This is a genomic window from Lysinibacillus capsici, assembly GCF_020217405.1.
Taxonomy (GTDB): domain Bacteria; phylum Bacillota; class Bacilli; order Bacillales_A; family Planococcaceae; genus Lysinibacillus; species Lysinibacillus capsici.
On sequence record NZ_CP084108.1, the window covers coordinates 988,459 to 1,005,501 of the forward strand.

Annotated in this window: 18 protein-coding genes; 10 read left to right on the forward strand and 8 right to left on the reverse strand. The window is 37.1% G+C overall.

All coding sequences use genetic code 11. The features are described 5' to 3' along the window. Positions 1–174 precede the first annotated feature (174 nt). Positions 175–957 carry an SDR family NAD(P)-dependent oxidoreductase gene (locus LCP48_RS04600; protein ID WP_004224740.1) on the forward strand — a complete coding sequence of 261 codons (783 nt, stop codon included), beginning with the start codon at positions 175–177 and terminating at the stop codon, positions 955–957. Between the two features lie 52 nt (positions 958–1,009). Here LCP48_RS04600 and LCP48_RS04605 read toward each other — a convergent pair whose 3' ends face one another. The 5 genes from LCP48_RS04605 to LCP48_RS04625 form a co-directional block, all read right to left on the reverse strand. Beyond that, the gene (locus tag LCP48_RS04605; RefSeq protein WP_202342386.1) at positions 1,010–2,536 is read right to left on the reverse strand and encodes a tripartite tricarboxylate transporter permease; all 1,527 of its coding nucleotides are present in this window, start codon (positions 2,534–2,536) and stop codon (positions 1,010–1,012) included. Positions 2,537–2,551: 15 nt separating this feature from the next. Continuing rightward, positions 2,552–3,028, reverse strand: coding sequence for a tripartite tricarboxylate transporter TctB family protein (locus LCP48_RS04610; RefSeq protein ID WP_004224745.1), 477 nt, complete (start codon positions 3,026–3,028; stop codon positions 2,552–2,554). 92 nt (positions 3,029–3,120) lie between these two features. Next, positions 3,121–4,140, reverse strand: coding sequence for a Bug family tripartite tricarboxylate transporter substrate binding protein (locus LCP48_RS04615; RefSeq protein WP_004224746.1), 1,020 nt, complete (start codon positions 4,138–4,140; stop codon positions 3,121–3,123). 125 nt (positions 4,141–4,265) lie between these two features. Next, positions 4,266–4,955 (reverse strand): response regulator, encoded by a 690-nt coding sequence (locus LCP48_RS04620; protein WP_225340749.1) that lies wholly within the window; start codon positions 4,953–4,955, stop codon positions 4,266–4,268. After that, positions 4,942–6,462, reverse strand: a complete 1,521-nt coding sequence (locus tag LCP48_RS04625) for an ATP-binding protein (RefSeq protein ID WP_225340750.1) — start codon at positions 6,460–6,462, stop codon at positions 4,942–4,944. The genes LCP48_RS04620 and LCP48_RS04625 overlap by 14 nt, the downstream gene beginning before the upstream one ends. 425 nt (positions 6,463–6,887) lie before the next feature. Between LCP48_RS04625 and LCP48_RS04630 the strand changes: the two genes are divergently transcribed. Both LCP48_RS04630 and LCP48_RS04635 read left to right on the forward strand, forming a co-directional pair. After that, positions 6,888–7,334 (forward strand): CidA/LrgA family protein, encoded by a 447-nt coding sequence (locus LCP48_RS04630; protein ID WP_004224751.1) that lies wholly within the window; start codon positions 6,888–6,890, stop codon positions 7,332–7,334. Further along, positions 7,327–8,004, forward strand: coding sequence for an LrgB family protein (locus tag LCP48_RS04635; protein ID WP_225340751.1), 678 nt, complete (start codon positions 7,327–7,329; stop codon positions 8,002–8,004). The genes LCP48_RS04630 and LCP48_RS04635 overlap by 8 nt, the downstream gene beginning before the upstream one ends. A gap of 246 nt (positions 8,005–8,250) precedes the next feature. Here LCP48_RS04635 and LCP48_RS04640 read toward each other — a convergent pair whose 3' ends face one another. After that, positions 8,251–9,720, reverse strand: coding sequence for an aminotransferase class I/II-fold pyridoxal phosphate-dependent enzyme (locus tag LCP48_RS04640; protein WP_004224764.1), 1,470 nt, complete (start codon positions 9,718–9,720; stop codon positions 8,251–8,253). A gap of 145 nt (positions 9,721–9,865) precedes the next feature. On the opposite strand from LCP48_RS04640, the gene LCP48_RS04645 reads away from it, so the two are divergent. Further along, entirely contained in the window at positions 9,866–10,825 is a 960-nt protein-coding gene (locus LCP48_RS04645) for an NAD(P)H-dependent flavin oxidoreductase (protein ID WP_004224765.1), read from the forward strand. Positions 10,826–10,845: 20 nt separating this feature from the next. Continuing rightward, positions 10,846–11,133 carry a UPF0223 family protein gene (locus LCP48_RS04650; RefSeq protein WP_004224766.1) on the forward strand — a complete coding sequence of 96 codons (288 nt, stop codon included), beginning with the start codon at positions 10,846–10,848 and terminating at the stop codon, positions 11,131–11,133. 103 nt (positions 11,134–11,236) lie between these two features. On the opposite strand, the gene LCP48_RS04655 is transcribed toward LCP48_RS04650, so the two are convergent. Further along, positions 11,237–11,863 carry a YktB family protein gene (locus LCP48_RS04655; RefSeq protein WP_004224767.1) on the reverse strand — a complete coding sequence of 209 codons (627 nt, stop codon included), beginning with the start codon at positions 11,861–11,863 and terminating at the stop codon, positions 11,237–11,239. A 126-nt stretch (positions 11,864–11,989) separates the two neighbouring features. Here LCP48_RS04655 and LCP48_RS04660 point away from each other — a divergent pair, with 126 nt between their 5' ends. Continuing rightward, positions 11,990–12,187 carry a hypothetical protein gene (locus tag LCP48_RS04660; protein WP_004224768.1) on the forward strand — a complete coding sequence of 66 codons (198 nt, stop codon included), beginning with the start codon at positions 11,990–11,992 and terminating at the stop codon, positions 12,185–12,187. A gap of 212 nt (positions 12,188–12,399) precedes the next feature. After that, on the forward strand, positions 12,400–13,194 hold the full coding sequence (locus LCP48_RS04665; RefSeq protein WP_004224769.1) for an inositol monophosphatase family protein: 795 nt from the start codon (positions 12,400–12,402) through the stop codon (positions 13,192–13,194). 42 nt (positions 13,195–13,236) lie between these two features. Here the strand turns inward: LCP48_RS04665 and LCP48_RS04670 are convergent, their stop codons facing one another. Further along, positions 13,237–13,422, reverse strand: a complete 186-nt coding sequence (locus tag LCP48_RS04670) for a DUF5325 family protein (protein WP_004224770.1) — start codon at positions 13,420–13,422, stop codon at positions 13,237–13,239. A gap of 139 nt (positions 13,423–13,561) precedes the next feature. Between LCP48_RS04670 and typA the strand changes: the two genes are divergently transcribed. From typA to LCP48_RS04685, 3 genes are all read left to right on the forward strand, one after another. After that, the gene (typA, locus tag LCP48_RS04675; protein WP_004224771.1) at positions 13,562–15,406 is read left to right on the forward strand and encodes a translational GTPase TypA; all 1,845 of its coding nucleotides are present in this window, start codon (positions 13,562–13,564) and stop codon (positions 15,404–15,406) included. A gap of 30 nt (positions 15,407–15,436) precedes the next feature. After that, positions 15,437–15,835 (forward strand): YlaH-like family protein, encoded by a 399-nt coding sequence (locus LCP48_RS04680; RefSeq protein WP_004224772.1) that lies wholly within the window; start codon positions 15,437–15,439, stop codon positions 15,833–15,835. A gap of 215 nt (positions 15,836–16,050) precedes the next feature. After that, positions 16,051–17,043 (forward strand): ABC transporter substrate-binding protein, encoded by a 993-nt coding sequence (locus LCP48_RS04685; RefSeq protein ID WP_004224773.1) that lies wholly within the window; start codon positions 16,051–16,053, stop codon positions 17,041–17,043.

Here is a 17,043-nt window from a genome sequence, read left to right on the forward strand (position 1 = left end):
ATCCTTTTCCCCTAACAGGCTTTAATGACAATGATAAGTAGCTTCTCACAGAAAATATTCCGTCATTATAGCTTTCAAATCGTATTTCTATCATTTACAAGCTCCTTTGATTATTCTGAATAGTCGATAAATGCTATAATGATAGCATTGTAGAAAGTAAGGGAGGATTTATTAATGGAGCTTAATTTAACGGGGAAAGTAGCAATTATAACAGGGTCAAGTAAAGGAATTGGCTATTATACAGCCATGCAGCTTGTTAAAGAGGGTGCACAGGTTGTACTTTGCGCTCGTGGTGAAAAACAACTGCAAGTGGCTGCTGGATGCATAAAAAATGAAACAGGCGTAGATGTTTTAATTGTTCCAACTGATATTACAAAAGAAAAAGATTGTAAGTATCTAATCGAGCGTACCGTCGAACATTATGGACGTGTTGATATTCTTATTAATAATGCAGGTACAGCTTCAGCGAATCCCTTCGAATCGGTGAGTAGTGAGCTGTGGCAGGCAGATTTAGATTTAAAGGTATTTGGAGCTATTCATTGTTCAAAATATGCTGCTCCATATATGCGAAAGGCTGGGGGCGGTGCCATCGTTAATGTGACTGCCGTGATGGCTAAAACGCCACCTGCAAGCTCACTTCCAACTACTGTAAGCCGTGCTGCGGGGCTTGCCTTGACAAAAGCGATGAGCAAGGATTTAGGGAAGGACAATATTCGTGTAAATTCTGTATGTATAGGACTTATTCGTAGTGATCAAATCGAAAAGAAATGGAAAAAGGAAGAACCTAATTTATCGTGGGAAGAATATTCTCGTAAAGTGGGGCAAGCAATTCCGCTTGGTCGTGTAGGTGATACGCAAGAAGCAGCAAATGTTATCACTTTCCTAGTATCTGATGCGGCGAGCTATGTTACAGGAACAGCTGTTAATATTGATGGTGGCTCTGGTCACGCATTATAGACTAGTAAAAATCCACTATACTAATAGAAGTATAGTGGATTTTTAAGAATATTTATCCTTCTTCATTAATAACCACATTTTTACCACGTATTTTCATAATCAGTGGTATAAGTAACCAGGAAATGGCAATCACTAAAAATAGTAATGATAAAGGCTTTGTTATAAAAATAGAAAAGTCTCCATTCGAAATGGTTAATGCACGGCGCATATTATTTTCAATCATCGGCCCTAGTACTAAAGCAAGTACTAATGGAGCTACTGGATAATCATATTTAGCAAATAGATAACCAAGTACCCCACAAGCTACTAATAAAAATAAATCAAACGTGGCAAATTGTACAGCATAAACGCCAAAAATTGAAATGGCAATAATAATAGGCAATAAATATTTTTTAGGTGTTTCGATGATTTTGGCAAAAATGCGGACTAAAGGCATATTCAATGCTAGTAACATTAAATTTCCAATGAACATACTGGCAATTAATCCCCAAGCAACTTGAGGATGCTCATCAAATAATAATGGACCTGGCTGAATATTATACATAATAAGTGCACCCATTAAAATTGCAGTAGTACCTGAGCCAGGAATTCCTAAAGTTAGTAATGGGATCATTGCACCGCCTGATGCAGCATTGTTCGCTGATTCTGGCCCAGCTACACCCGCAATATGACCTTTTCCGAATTGCTCGGGTGTTTTACTGAATTTTTTCTCGGTAATATAAGAAAAGAATGAGGCAAGTGTTGCGCCTGCGCCGGGTAATACGCCGATGAAAAAGCCTAATAAGGAGCCGCGAGCAATAGGAACAGCACTATCCTTTAAATCTTGCTTTGTTGGGAATACACGATTAATTTTGGCTAATTGACCATCCTCTTCTTCTTTTTCAAGAATGGTTTTAAATACTTCGCCTAATGCAAATAAACCAACAGCGATGGTTAAAAATTCAATGCCAGAGAACAACATTGGCTGACCAAATGTAAAACGTTCGATACCTGATACGGCATCAATACCAACTGTCCCAAGCATAAGCCCTAAAACAGTCATAATTAAAGCTTTGGTAATAGAACGTCCTGCTAGGCCACTAACTGCTGCAAGTCCTAATAACATCAAAGAAAAGTATTCTGCGGGTCCAAATTTAAGTGCTAATTTTGACAATGGATTAGCCAATAATATCAGACCTAGTAGTGCTACAACACCCGCACAAAATGAGCCAATGGCCGCGATCGAAAGAGCACTTCCTGCACGGCCTTGTTTAGCCATTTGATAGCCATCCAATGTTGTCACAACTGATGACGATTCACCAGGCGTGTTTAATAGAATGGAGGTTGTTGATCCACCATACATGGCCCCGTAGTATACTCCTGCAAGTAAAATAATTGAGCTTGTAGCGGCAGCCTCAGTAGGTAGTCCAGCTGTAATGGTTGCTGTAACGGGTATTAATAATGCAACTCCACTCATTGGACCTATACCTGGAAGTACACCAACTGCTGTACCAATTATGACACCCACAAGAGCGAATAAAAGGTTTTGCCATTGAAGGGCAACTGCAAATCCATCAGCTAAAAATTGCAATGTCGACATATATTCACTCCTGTACTAGAAAATTGGGAAACTAGGCAATGATCCACCTAGTAAACTTGTAAATAAATAATAGATGCCTAGTGAAAATCCAGCTGCAATAATAATTGAATAAATAAGTTTAGTACGTTCCATTGTTTGGAAACTGATACACAAAAATAAAAATGTTGTTATCATATAGCCAATTTTTTCAAGGAAAAATACATACGCAAGAGCGCTACCTAAAATAATTAAGAACTTTTTGAGTTCTGTTGAAGATATTTTAGAAGAAGTAGTTGGTCCTCCTGTGACTCGCTCTCTCACAGCTTTTTTCCATGATTCATAAAATAATTGAAGACTTAATAAACCTAAAATAATACCTAAACCTAATGGAAAAATTTTGGGCCCAACTGTAGATCCATAAGCACTATCAGAAATCTGAGTTGCTTGAAAAATAAACAAAATGCTAAGTGTTAAGAGGATAATGCTAAATGTTTTATCAAATGTATAGCTCAACCGTTTTACACCTCCATTGAAAATAGAATAAAGTTACACAAGTAGTTCTATATTTAATGGAAATACTTGTGTCTTTTTTAAAAAACGACTCGTTATTTTTGCATACCAAGAGCTGTTAGTAGTTCAATGATTATTTTATTTTGATTGTCTAGATAAGCTGTAAAATCTTGTGCATTACGATATTCTGCTTGCCAACCATTACGGGTCACCTCAGCTTGCCATTCTTTTGATTCAGACATTGCATGTAATTTTTCAGACCAATAGGCAATCGCATCTTTACTCATATTTTTTGGACCAAAGATACCACGCCAAATTGTAAATTCCTCATCAATACCAGCCTCTTTAAATGTAGGAACTTCTGCTAGCTCACCTTCTAAGCGTTCAGAGGAACTGACAGCTAATACACGAACATCTCCGGATTTAACATAAGTAGCAATTGTGGAGGCATCTGTTGCAATAACATCAGCATTGCCACCTAATAATGCTGTAACCGCCTCACCACCACCATCATAAGAAACATATTTAATTGTTTTTAAGTCAATTCCCACTTTATAAGCCGGAATAATTCCTACTAGGTGATCCATCGAGCCCGGTGCAGAACCACCTGCTAATGTGACATCTTTTGGTGAAGTTTTCATAGCATTTAATACATCTTCAAGCGTTTGGAAAGGAGAATCCTTTTTAACAACGATCGCGCCATAGTCCCGTGTTAATTGAGCTAAAGGTGTAGTATCCTTATAGCCAAATTTACTATTTCCTTCAGCCTTTTCATGATTTATAAGGATTGGTGGTGATTTAACCATTAACATATAATCATTATTGGCGTCCTTTGTAGCAAATGTTGCCATGAAGGCAGCACCACCACCACCTGGCTTGTTCTCAACTTGAATGGCCTTATCAATTAACCCTGTGTCACTCATTGTTTTTGCCACTGCACGAGCTGTTAAATCCCAGCCACCACCAGCACCTGATGGAGCAACAATGGTAATATTACTTTTCGGATAATCATTGGCATTCTTTCCCTCTGTTTTTTCTCCAGTTGATGCTGAACAGCCAACTAAACTAGTAAATAATAAGCCTGCTGCCATTATTTTAGAAATGTTCCTCCACATAAAAATCCCCCTTAAAAATAAAATGGTAGCGCTATCAATTTAGCGCTACCCATACTATAACTTAACTCTTAATTTTAGGAATATTGTGATAATAATGTGAATTAACAGCATTTTGTTCATAAAGTTTATGTGGAAATAAAGTATCGTCGCTCAGGACGCCCAACTGTGCCATAAGTCAGTTCGGTATAGACCTGCTTTTGTGTAACTAAAAATTCTAAATAACGACGAGCGGTGGAACGGCTGACACCGATATTCTTTCCCAATAGCTCAGCTGTACTACCATTCTCAATTATGCTTAAATGGTTGATAACATGATTCATTGTTGTTGGATCTATCCCTTTTGGCAATAATAACGGTGTTTCTATAGGGGTGGATGAACCTGCTTTTGGCCAAAGATATTGAATTTTTTCTTGTGTAAATTTCTCATTATTTTTCAGCAATAGATACTTGTAACGGAATTTTTCTATACTCTCTTTTAGCTGTTCGAATGTAAATGGCTTTAAAATGTAATCAGTAACATTTTTCCGATAAGCTTTCTGTACTATATGTGCCTCTGTAGCTGCGGTAATCAAAATAATACTACTTGTTGGGCTCACTTCTTGGATTTTATCAATTAAATCTACTCCCAGTATATCTGGCAAAAAGACATCGAGTAATATAAGGTGTGGTGAAAATGATTCAAGCCAATCTAAAGCTTCTTCTCCCGTGCTTGCCCGTGCAATTACTGTAAAGCCTTCAATTTTTTCTAAAAAACGACAATGTACATCTGCTACACGTACATCATCTTCAATTACTAGCACTTCAATATTGTTCATGGATCATAGTCCCCCTTTTGCTAATAGATACGATAAATAGGGCACCTCCTAAATCTCCTTCTTCAAGAGCAAGAGTACCGTTTAAATCATGGATACTGGAAATGACTTTCCTTAATCCATAGCCTCGATGTTTACTATCTTTCGTAGAAATATTTTCTGAAAATAGTACGTCTAGTTTTTCTTGTGCTAAACCTTGTCCAGAGTCCTCGACCTCAAAGATGATTTCCTCTCCATTATCAAATATAAAAAGCCTAATAATTGGTTGTCGCTCTTTGTTTTTTTCAACCTCTTCAAAAGCATTGGTTAATAAATTTCCCATAATAGAAATAATTAAGCTTTTTTCGATGCTCTCAGGAAATGTTTCTAAATAACTATCTTCATCAAAAACCAACTTGATCTTTAATTCACGTGCACGATTAAAAAATCCGATAATTAAACCATTTAAAAAAGGGTCTTTTACACGCTTTGTTATAAATTGGGTTAGAGAAGAATGTCCTTGTACCTCTTTATGAATAATAGACAGTGCTTCATCAGATGCATGTAATTGAATAAGGCCGGATATTGTGTAAAGGACATTATTAAACTCATGTGTTTGGGCACGTAAAGCCTCTGTATATTGTTTTACTTGTGATAATTCGATAGCCATTTGCTCTATTTCTGATTGTAATCGGAAACTTGCAACTGCGCCGACAACTTGACCATTCACCTTCATAGGTACACGGTTAACAATAATTTCATGACCGTTAACAATCATCAATTTATCAAGTTGTTTTTCACCCTTCATTAATACGTTAAGCAGATGTGTGTTTGGTATATGCTGTTCGATATTATCGCCAATGATAGAAGCTGAATCCGTTAAATGTAAGATTTTTGCGGCAGCATTATTTAGGGTTGTAATTTCACCTTTCTGATTTACCGTAATAATAGCTTCACGAACTGATTCAATTAAAGTATTTTTTTCTGTTAATAGACTGGCAATTTCACTTGGCTCCAGATTAAAAATTTGCTTTTTAATGTTTCGGGATAAAAAAATAGAGCCGATAATACCGATGCCTAGGGCAATAACCATTGTATAAAAAATATTATCAAGATATAAAAAATATAAGCGATCTAATTCACTAGTTAAGTAACCAATTGAAACAACACCAATAATCGATCCATTTGAGTCTAAGATAGGTGCTTTACCACGAATGGATTGTCCCATTGAACCATTTGCAATGGAAATATAAGACTCACCGTTGATTAATGCTCGGTCATTATCATCTCCGACCATCGATTTACCAATACGGTCAGCGATAGGATGGGTGTAGCGTATGCCATTTTTATCTCCGATTACAACATAAGTAGCTTTTGCAGCAAGCATAATCTCTTTGCTAATTTTTTGCAGACTTTCGGAAGGATTATTTGTATCAAACGCTTTAATTACATCCCCCCTGCTAGCCGTTGTTTCAGCCAAATATAGTGCCCGGTTCCCAATTTGTGTTTGCAATGCATCAGATATGGTCATATAAAAGAGGATGCCTGCTAAAATGACAATAATAAAAATTAAAAAACTGCTGTAATAGGTAAAGCGTGCTTGGAGTGTTAATGTTTTAAAGATAATAGTGAATCCCCCTTTGTGTTTGTTTTGGAAATTTTAGTTATTGATAACACGAGTAATCTTTTGTAATTTTCGATTATATAAAAAAATTTTGAAATTTGCTAGATGATCATTAAAAAAGTAATTTGAAGTGGATAGGCACAATATAAAAATTGATAAGTCATAATCATAAAAAGTAAAATCATGAAGTTCTTGTAGAATAGGACTTTGAATACTGTTTCATAGAATTGCTTGGGTATTTCTGTATTTGATTATTATTTTTCTAAAATTATAATAGACAGAAAATTCCTACAGATGTAGAATGAACGATATAGGGGGTGAAAACTGGCGAAATGTTGAACGGGAATTTTGCTGCGTTGTTGTTACGAGTTGTTCGGATTATTGTGCAAATTGGTATACTTACTATTTTCTATTACATGGGGGTTGGCATTGTTTCTTATTTGCACATACCTCTTCCGGGAAGCGTCATAGGATTACTTTTATTAGCACTTTCACTCAATTTTAAAATTATTAAAGTTGAATATATACAAGATGGAGCAGGTTTTTTAATTGGCATTTTAACGTTGTTTTTCATTCCAGCAACGGTAGGTGTTATAGATTATCCAGAGCTCATGTCAATCACTGGTCTGCTCATTATTTTAGCAGTTATTGCTAGTACATTAATCTCTATTTATGTAACAGGACTGCTGACACAACTCATCGAGAAAAGAGAATTGGCCAAAAAAGAAAGCTCGAAGACTCCTGTGGAAGAAGGAAAGGGGGAATTAACTGTTGATTGAAGTAACAGTTGTCCTTAGCACCATTATTATGTTTATTTTATTTACAAAGCTCTATCAACGATTTCCCCATCCTATCATGATTCCTTTGGTCACGACTACGATTGTCAGTGCAGTGGTTTTACTTGTGTTTGATATTCCATATTCAACTTATATGCAAGGTGGGGAATGGCTTCAGAAAATGCTTGGACCTGCTGTTGTGGCACTTGCATATCCTCTCTATAATCAACGGGCAATTATTATGAAATATAAGTATTCTATTTTATCAGGACTTCTAATCGGCATGATAACAGGCTTAGTGACAATTTTTGTGTTACTAAAATGGATTGGTGTAGAACCTAGCTGGATGCTGACAGCCTTACCTAAATCGTTAACAACGCCTGTTGGGATGCAGGTGAGCGAAACGATTGAAGGCATTCCACCTTTAACTGCTGTTTTCGTTATGATTGCAGGGTTTGTAGGGGCCATTATCGGACCGCTAGTCATTAAGTATGGCAAAATCGACTCTGCTGTGAGTAGGGGAGTGGCAGTAGGAAGTGCCTCACATGGGGTAGGTCTTGTGAAATTAAGAGAATATGGGGAACAGGAATTATCAGTTGGTTCATTATCAATGGGCTTAACGGCTGTTATCGGAGCCTTCTTCTGCCCTTTATTTGTATATCTATTTTTATAATAGAATCGTGGAAAAAGGAGCTGTCTCAAAAACGAATGGAACCAAATTCTTTGTTGTAAAAAAATAGTTATTTCTAGAAGCAATTATTCATTGTGAAAATGAATTTAAAAACACTTCAGATAGTATTCTATTATAGCTATTTTGTAAATGAAGAGAATGTTTTCTAGCTGTGTTCAACAAAAAGAATATACTCACATTTTAAATATAAAAGCCAGCTCTTCTTATTGAAGAGCTAGCTTATATTTTTTAGAAAATTGGCTTACGTTCTTTGATAACACGGATTGTTTTTAATGTTGTATCCTCTGGTCCTTGAACGGGTAAACCTGCTTCAATATTCATTTGAATATAATGAATATTTTCTTGAGTAATTATTTCCCCGGGAATAAAAATAGGAATCCCAGGAGGATACACCATAATAAATTCTGCACAAATACAGTTATCTGCTTCTGCAAGGGGAACGACTTCTGTATCTGCATAAAAAGCATCACGCGGAGACATGGCAAGAGCTGGAATTTCCGGCACATTTACTAAAGCCTCTGTTATAGCCGCTTCAGAATCAAATGCTTTTGACATACGAGTTAAAGCATTTATTAAAAGATTAATTTCCTTTTTTGTATCTCCTAAAGTCACTAAACATAAGATATTATAAAGGTCAGACAATTCTACTTCAATATTGGCATTATAACGCAACCATTCCTCAGCTCGATGACCAGAAATACCTAAATCTTTCACACTAATCAGAAGTTTTAATGGATCCATATCATAAGTTGCAGAAGAGTGTAACTTTTCCTTGCCAGCACACTTTAAATGTGGTATCTGATTGATGCGTTTACGAGCATCCTTTGCTAAACGTAATGCATCGTCAATTAAATCGTATCCATGAATGGCTAGCTGACGTCGAGCTGTGTCAAGTGAAGCAAGTAATGGATAGGATGTCGATGTAGTCGTTAACATAGAAAATACAGCTTGTACACGTTTTGCAGAAACAAGACCCTCACGTACGTTTAAAATAGATGTTTGTGTCATAGAGCCACCAAGCTTATGAACGCTTGTTGCTGCCATGTCAGCACCTGCTTCCATAGCTGAATATGGAAGGTCATCATGGAATTTTATGTGTACACCATGTGCTTCATCTACTACTACAGGAATATTACGGTCATGAGCAATCTCCACAATACGCTTTAAATCAGCTGTAAAGCCAAAATATGTTGGATTAATAACAAGTACTGCCTTTGTATCTGGGTAAGCATTTAATGCTTTTTCAACAGCTTCAGGGGATATGCCATGAGAAATCCCATATTCGCTGTCAACTTCAGGATGAATAAAAATTGGAATGGCACCAGCGAATACAATCGCCGACATAATAGATTTATGAACATTCCGTGGCACTAGAATTTTATCACCTGGACCGACGACGGTCAGAATCATCGTCATGATGGCGCCACTAGTACCTTGAACGGAAAAGAATGTATGATCAGCACCAAAGGCTTCAGCTGCTAAGTTTTGCGCTTCTTTTATAGCACCCTTTGGTGAATGTAAATCGTCTAGTGGAGCAATATTAATTAAATCAATTGATAAAACGTTGTCGCCGACGAATTCACGGAACGCAGGATCCATCCCTTGCCCTTTCTTATGGCCTGGAATATGGAACTGAATGGGATGTCTGTTCCGATGTTTTAGTAATACGTCGAACAAAGGAGTCTCTAATTGTGACAACGCAGGTACCACCTCACTTTATAATATCTAAGAAAACAAATGAATTATAGCACCTAACGACACGAAAAAATAGGCTTTTCCTAAAAAATAAAAGGATTTTTTTCTGGGTACCGAGAAAATAGTATTGAACGAAAGGGGAGGTACTATGAATTGGAATACACGTGTGACGGATCTTTTACAGGTTAAATACCCAATTATTCAAGGGGGATTAGCCTATTTAGCATATGCTGATTTAGCCGCAGCTGTGTCGAATGCTGGTGGTTTAGGGCAAATAACGGCTATGAGTTTACGAGATCCTGAATTATTACGAGCAGAGATCCACAAGGTACGAAAATTAACAGATAAACCATTTGGCGTAAATTTTGCGATTGGCATGCATGGTACAGGCTATGAGGATATGGTGCGCGTTGCAATCGAAGAAGAAGTTCCAGTTGTTACAATGACGGGGGGAAATCCAGCGCCTATATTTAATTTGCTGGGAGGCACAGCGATAAAAAAATTAGTACTTGTAGCTGCTCGTAGACAAGCTCAAAAGGCTGAACAGCTCGGAGCAGATGCTGTAATGGTTGTGGGTCAAGAGGGTGGCGGTCATCTGGGGCGTGATGATGTCGGTACAATGGTTCTTGTTCCCCAAGTGGTTGACAGTGTAAGTATTCCTGTCATTGCTTCTGGCGGAATTGGCGATGGGCGCGGCTGGATGGCTGCTCAAGCATTGGGAGCTGAAGGCATTGAAATGGGCACTCGTTTTATAGCAACACGAGAGTGTGTTGATGCTTCACAGGCTTATAAAGAGGCACTAGTTGCAAGTACTGAGGCAGATACAACCATTATTAAGCGCTCAATTGGTGCACCAGCTCGTGCATTACGCAATGACTTTACTACAAAGATTTTGGAAATTGAGGAAAAAACACCAACATATGAGGCGTTGAAAGAATATATAAGTGGTTCAGCAAATAAACGCTTTATTTACGATGGTGATAAGAATCAGGGCTTTGGCTGGGCTGGACAAGTGACTGGAATGATTCACGATATCCCAACCGTTGATGAGCTTATTAAGCGAATGGTTGCAGAAGCTGAAAGTATACGGTTAAAATGGGGGCAATAACGTAAAGGTGGTTTTGTCGAATGGAATACTCTTATCCGTTTTCAACTGATTGGTCCACAGAGGAGATTGTGGATGTTATTCAATTCTTTGAGGGAATTGAGAAAGCTTATGAAAAGGGCATCAAGCGTGAAGTGATGCTCGCTAAATATCGACGCTTTAAAGAGATTGTTCCTTCTCAAGCGGAGGAAAAATCAATTTTTCGCGAATTTGAAGAGGCGAGCGGCTACATTAGCTATCCAGTCGTAAAACAAACAAAGGAAGCCGAAGATGGAATGATTATAAAAGTTACCCCAAGAAATGGCCGTTAAAAAAAGTGGATGTGAGATCAACTCACATCCACTCTTTATTTTTTTGTGTTAAAAAACGACATAATGCATAAACTACATCAATAAAAAACTTTATAAGGTTAGCCTATTTTCCAACAATAATGTTGTAAAGAGGAAGTAAGCTGTTAAATGTGTCCTCTATTAATTGATGTAATTCGCTTGCTGTTAATTTGGTTGCTTGTTCTTTTGCAATATGACGGCCAATTAAGAATTCACCCTTTTTGACATCTCGTAGACGAATAAGAAGTTCTTCAAGCTTGCCTTCTTTTGCCAATTCGAGAGAAACTGCCTCAGGGGACATATGATCTCCTGACACGATAAAATCATCTGGAAGCTGTTCAAATAAAGATTTATGAGCTAGTAAACGCTCAGCCATAACATTTTTTTGAGGCGCTTCATAAATAATAGCTAAGACGATGAATAAATGTGTGTGCCATAGACCAATCTGAAAGTGAGGCAATGATTTATAACCTCTTTTATAAGGTGCGAAGGCAACCCAGCTATCTTTTGGAGGGTTAACAGTTCTTCGAGCATGTTTAGCCACATGCGGGAAGAATTCTTCACCTAATTGACTAGAGAAATAAGCAGAAAAATCTTCACCTAGCTGATTGAATTTTGGACGTACATGTAAATTTAAAGCATCCATTCTCTGTTCTAAACCGTCTATTGTAAAAACCTTAAAGTCTTTGTTTGTCCACTTTATTTTTGGCAATTTTATTTTACTCCTTTCGTTTTATAAGGTTTATTTTACGCTGAATTTGGGAAAAAATCTTATAACAAGAACTTTATCAAATGAGCAAAGTTTTTGTGGAAAAATTAAAAAAAGGAAGTGTTGTTTATGAAACCGTTCGTAAAAATTATACGTAAAGTTGACATTGAAAAGCAATATGAGCACATTTTACAATTAGAATTAGATTATGAATTAGCTTCGCTTTTTGCAGCAATGAATGAAAAAAATGATATGGAAATTGAAAAAAGTAAAAAACGTCTGGCAGAAATTCAGATGGAACTTGAAAGTTTGCACGCCTATGCGTAATCAAAATCTAATACCCATTTAAAAAATCACTTGCTGAATATTCCGACAGCAGGTGATTTTTATTGTGACAAAGGGTAAAATAGAAATTATATCATAAGGTAGTACTAGGTTTTATATAGCAAAAGTTGTGAAGTAGTGGGAAAAGGTATCATAAACATACGGGAGCGATTAATATAGAAGGCCTTTTCTTATATTCGAAGGGTGGGTTATGAGTGGATTTACAACAAATTGATAAATTTGCAAAAGATATTATTTTTGAAGCTGGGCGACGTATTCGGGAGGCTTTTTCGTATAATCTAGTAATTGAGACAAAATCAGGTGCAAATGACCTCGTTACCAATATTGATCGAGAGACGGAGTTATTCTTTATTGAGCAAATTAAAGCTTTTGATCCAACCCACAAAATTCTAGGGGAAGAAGGAATGGGCGAACAGGTTAAATCACTAGACGGTGTAGTTTGGATTATTGATCCAATTGATGGAACGATGAATTTTGTTAAACAGCATCGTCATTTTATGATTTCTATCGGTATTTTTGTCAATGGCGTAGGAAAGTTAGGTTACATATTTGATGTCATGCGGGAGGATTTATTTAGTGCCATCGAGGGGCAAGGGGCATGGTATAATGATTCACCATTGCGTAAACTACAGTCTGTTACAATGGAGGAGTCAGTCATTGGCATAAATGCACATTGGGTCGCACCTAACCGACATATTCACCATGAAAAAGTGATTGATATGGTTCGTAAAGTTCGAGGTACACGGTCCTATGGCTCCGCAGCAATGGAAATTGCATTTGTTGTAAGTGGCAAATTAGATGCCTATGTCTCTATGCGTTTAGCACCATGGGATATTGCAGGAGGAACCATCATTGCTCAGGAAGTTGGAGCAGTTGCTACAAATCTACATGGTGAAGGCTTTGATTTCCTTCATCAGGATACATTTATTATTGCTAATCCCGCTATTCATAAAGAATTATTAGAAAAATATATAGTGCCATATGAATAAAAAGGAGCCGTCTATTTATTAGACAGCTCCTTTTTATGTTCTTTAAAGTAAACCTTGCGCACGTAGTTTACGCTTCATTTTAAAGGCTGTCATGAAAATGACACAAGTAGCCACAATACCAGCTATTACACCAAATACATTACTAGCTGCAACAGAGTAGCCAATAGAGCACATTGCTAATACAGCTGCCAATGCATAGATGGCCATTACGATTTTTGCACGATTCATAGCCTAGCCTCCAATATTAAAAATTTGTCGATCAAATATATTTTTTTAGAATGATGGAAATTCTAATAAGGACATTTCTATCCTTCTTGTGCTATAATATCACAGTTAAACATTCGAAAAAAGAATATGGAGTGGAATAATGACAAACTTACGTCAAGATCTTCGCAATATCGCAATTATCGCCCACGTTGACCATGGTAAAACTACTTTAGTCGACCAACTATTAAAACAATCAGGTACATTCCGTTCAAACGAACATGTTGAAGAACGTGCAATGGACTCTAATGATATTGAACGCGAACGTGGTATTACAATTTTAGCAAAAAATACTGCAGTAAACTATAACGGAACTCGTATTAACATCCTTGATACGCCTGGACACGCCGACTTCGGTGGTGAGGTAGAACGTATTTTAAAAATGGTAGATGGCGTTTTACTAGTTGTCGATGCGTATGAAGGTTGTATGCCGCAAACACGCTTTGTACTGAAAAAAGCGTTGGAACAAAAGTTAACACCGATTGTAGTTGTAAACAAAGTTGATAAAGACTCAGCTCGCCCATTAGAAGTAGTAGATGAAGTATTAGAATTATTTATCGAGCTAGGCGCTGATGATGATCAATTAGATTTCCCTGTTGTGTATGCATCAGGTGTAAACGGTACAGCTTCTCTTGATGCTGATCCAACAAAACAAGAAGAAAATATGCAATGTCTATTTGAAAAGGTAATTGAAGCAATTCCTGCACCAGTAGACAACTCAGCAGATCCATTACAATTCCAAGTGGCATTACTTGACTACAATGATTATGTTGGTCGTATTGGGATTGGACGCGTATTCCGCGGAACAATTGAAGTAGGACAACAAGTTGCTTTAATGAAGTTAGATGGGACTGTGAAACAATTCCGTGTTACGAAACTATTTGGTTTCTTTGGTTTAAAACGTGAAGAAATCCAATCAGCAAAAGCTGGTGACTTAATTGCTGTTTCAGGGATGGAAGACATCAATGTTGGGGAAACAGTATGTCCGGTGGAACATCAAGAAGCTTTAACACCATTACGTATTGACGAACCAACATTACAAATGACTTTCTTAGTGAATAATTCACCGTTTGCAGGTCGTGAAGGGAAATGGGTAACTGCTCGTAAAGTAGAAGAGCGTTTACGTTCACAACTTCAAACGGACGTATCTCTTCGTGTAGAAGATACAGATTCACCAGATGCATGGACAGTTTCTGGTCGTGGTGAGCTACATTTATCAATTCTTATTGAAAATATGCGCCGTGAAGGCTTTGAACTACAAGTATCAAAACCTCAAGTTATCATTCGTGAAATTGATGGTGTAAAATGTGAACCATTTGAACGTGTACAAATTGATGTTCCAGAAGAAAATGTAGGTTCGGTTATTGAATCGATTGGTACGCGTAAAGGTGAAATGTTGGATATGGTGAACAATGGCAATGGCCAAGTACGTTTAACATTCCTTGTTCCTGCTCGTGGTTTAATTGGATATACAACAGAATTCATGTCTATGACGAAAGGTTTTGGTATCATTAACCATACATTCGATTGTTACCAACCATATATTCCAGGCCGTATTGGTGGACGTCACCAAGGTGTTCTTGTATCAATGGAAACTGGTAAATCGACAACTTATGGTATGATGCAAGTAGAGGACCGTGGTACACTATTTGTTGAGCCAGGTACTGAAATTTATGAAGGTATGATTGTTGGTGAAAATACACGTGATAATGATATCACTGTAAACATAACAAAAATGAAGCAAAAAACGAATGTTCGTTCTGCGACAAAAGATGCAACAAACGTTATTAAAAAGCCACGTCTATTAACACTAGAAGAAGCATTAGAGTTCTTAAATGATGATGAGTATTTAGAAATCACTCCAGAATCTATTCGCCTTCGTAAACAAATTCTAGATAAAAATGAACGTGAAAGAATAGCGAAAAAACTAAAAAACGCTGAACAATAATTTTTTGCTTCCACGAAAGGAAGAGGAGTCTTGGATCTGAAGTCCGCTTTATTGGGTGAACTAAATGTTATTCAAGTTGCTGCACAGACAGGTACAGATGAAACAACACGAGTTTATGGGAGAATGGCTGGTATCACTAGATTTTTATATGAAAATTTACCAAGCTATGAAATAGCAGGTTATGTTGTATTTCTTCTTGTATTTGTACTTTCTGCCATTGTCTATAAGCTAGGCTTTGCCAAGAAATTAAAGTTATCTCAAAATATTATTATTTATGCGTTCCTATTTTTAGGTTGTATCATGCTTACATTCTTCGCTCTATTCTTGCCAATGATTGAAGGTCTGATTGTAGCGGCCTTAATTCTAATTGTCTATAAAACAAGACTATGGCGTGAAAAAAGAGAAGAACAACAAGCTACCAATCAATAACAATTACGTACTTTATAATAAGAACTTTTTATTTGTTATAAACAGTCTTAGCGGTTTTAATGCTAAGGCTGTTTTTTTGTATGTTTCCCCTGTAGTCAAGCTGAAGAAAACACCCACACTCTACACAAATTAAAAAATGATAGGCACCGAAATCTTCTTATGTGAATAAGTTAATGTCGATAGGCTTATTTTCAACACATCAAGGAGGAAAGGGAATGCGTTGGCTTACAAAAGGTTTATTATTAGGTGTCATTGCTTTGTTACTCCTTTCTTTGACGGCATGTAATAAAGCAGAGCTAGAAAAAGTCAAAGTAGGAGAAGTAACTCGTTCAATTTTCTATGCGCCTCAATATGTAGCACTTGAGAAAGGTTTCTTCGAGGAGGAGGGTCTTTCGGTTGAGCTACAAACGATTGCAGGTGGCGATAAAACGATGACGGCGTTACTGTCAGATGGAATTGATATAGCTTTAGTTGGGTCGGAGACGTCTATTTATGTCACATTACAAGGTGCAAATGATCCTATTCAAAATTTTGCACAGTTAACACAAACGGATGGTACCTTTTTAGTGGCAAGAGATAAGATAGATAATTTTTCGTGGGATCAATTGAAGGGCTCAACGTTTTTGGGGCAACGTAAAGGTGGAATGCCACAAATGGCAGGTGAATTCGTGCTGAAAAAACATGGCATCGACCCTGTAAATGATTTAACGCTCATTCAAAATATTGATTTTGCCAACATTGCTACTGCTTTTGCATCAGGTACTGGTGACTATGTTCAATTATTTGAACCTACTGCGAGTGTCTTTGAGAAAGAAGGAAAAGGTTATATTGTAGCTTCGTTTGGAACGGAGTCTGGTAATCTTCCTTACACGTCCTTTATGGCCAAAAGTAGTTATTTAAAGGATGAAGCTTCAACTGTTCAAGCTTTTACAAATGCATTGAAACGAGCACAGGATTTTGTGCAAAATGAGAGTGCTGCTGAAGTAGCAAAGATTATTCAACCGTATTTTGAAAATGTAGATATAGAGATAATTGAAACGGTAATTGAGCGATATAAAGCACAAGGCTCTTATGCTACTGACCCAATCCTTGATGAAGGAGAGTGGGATAACTTGCAAACAATTATGGAGGAAGCAGGTGAACTTCCTCAACGAGTGGAGTATGAAAAACTTGTGAACACTACTTTTGCCAAAAAGGCTGCTGAGTAA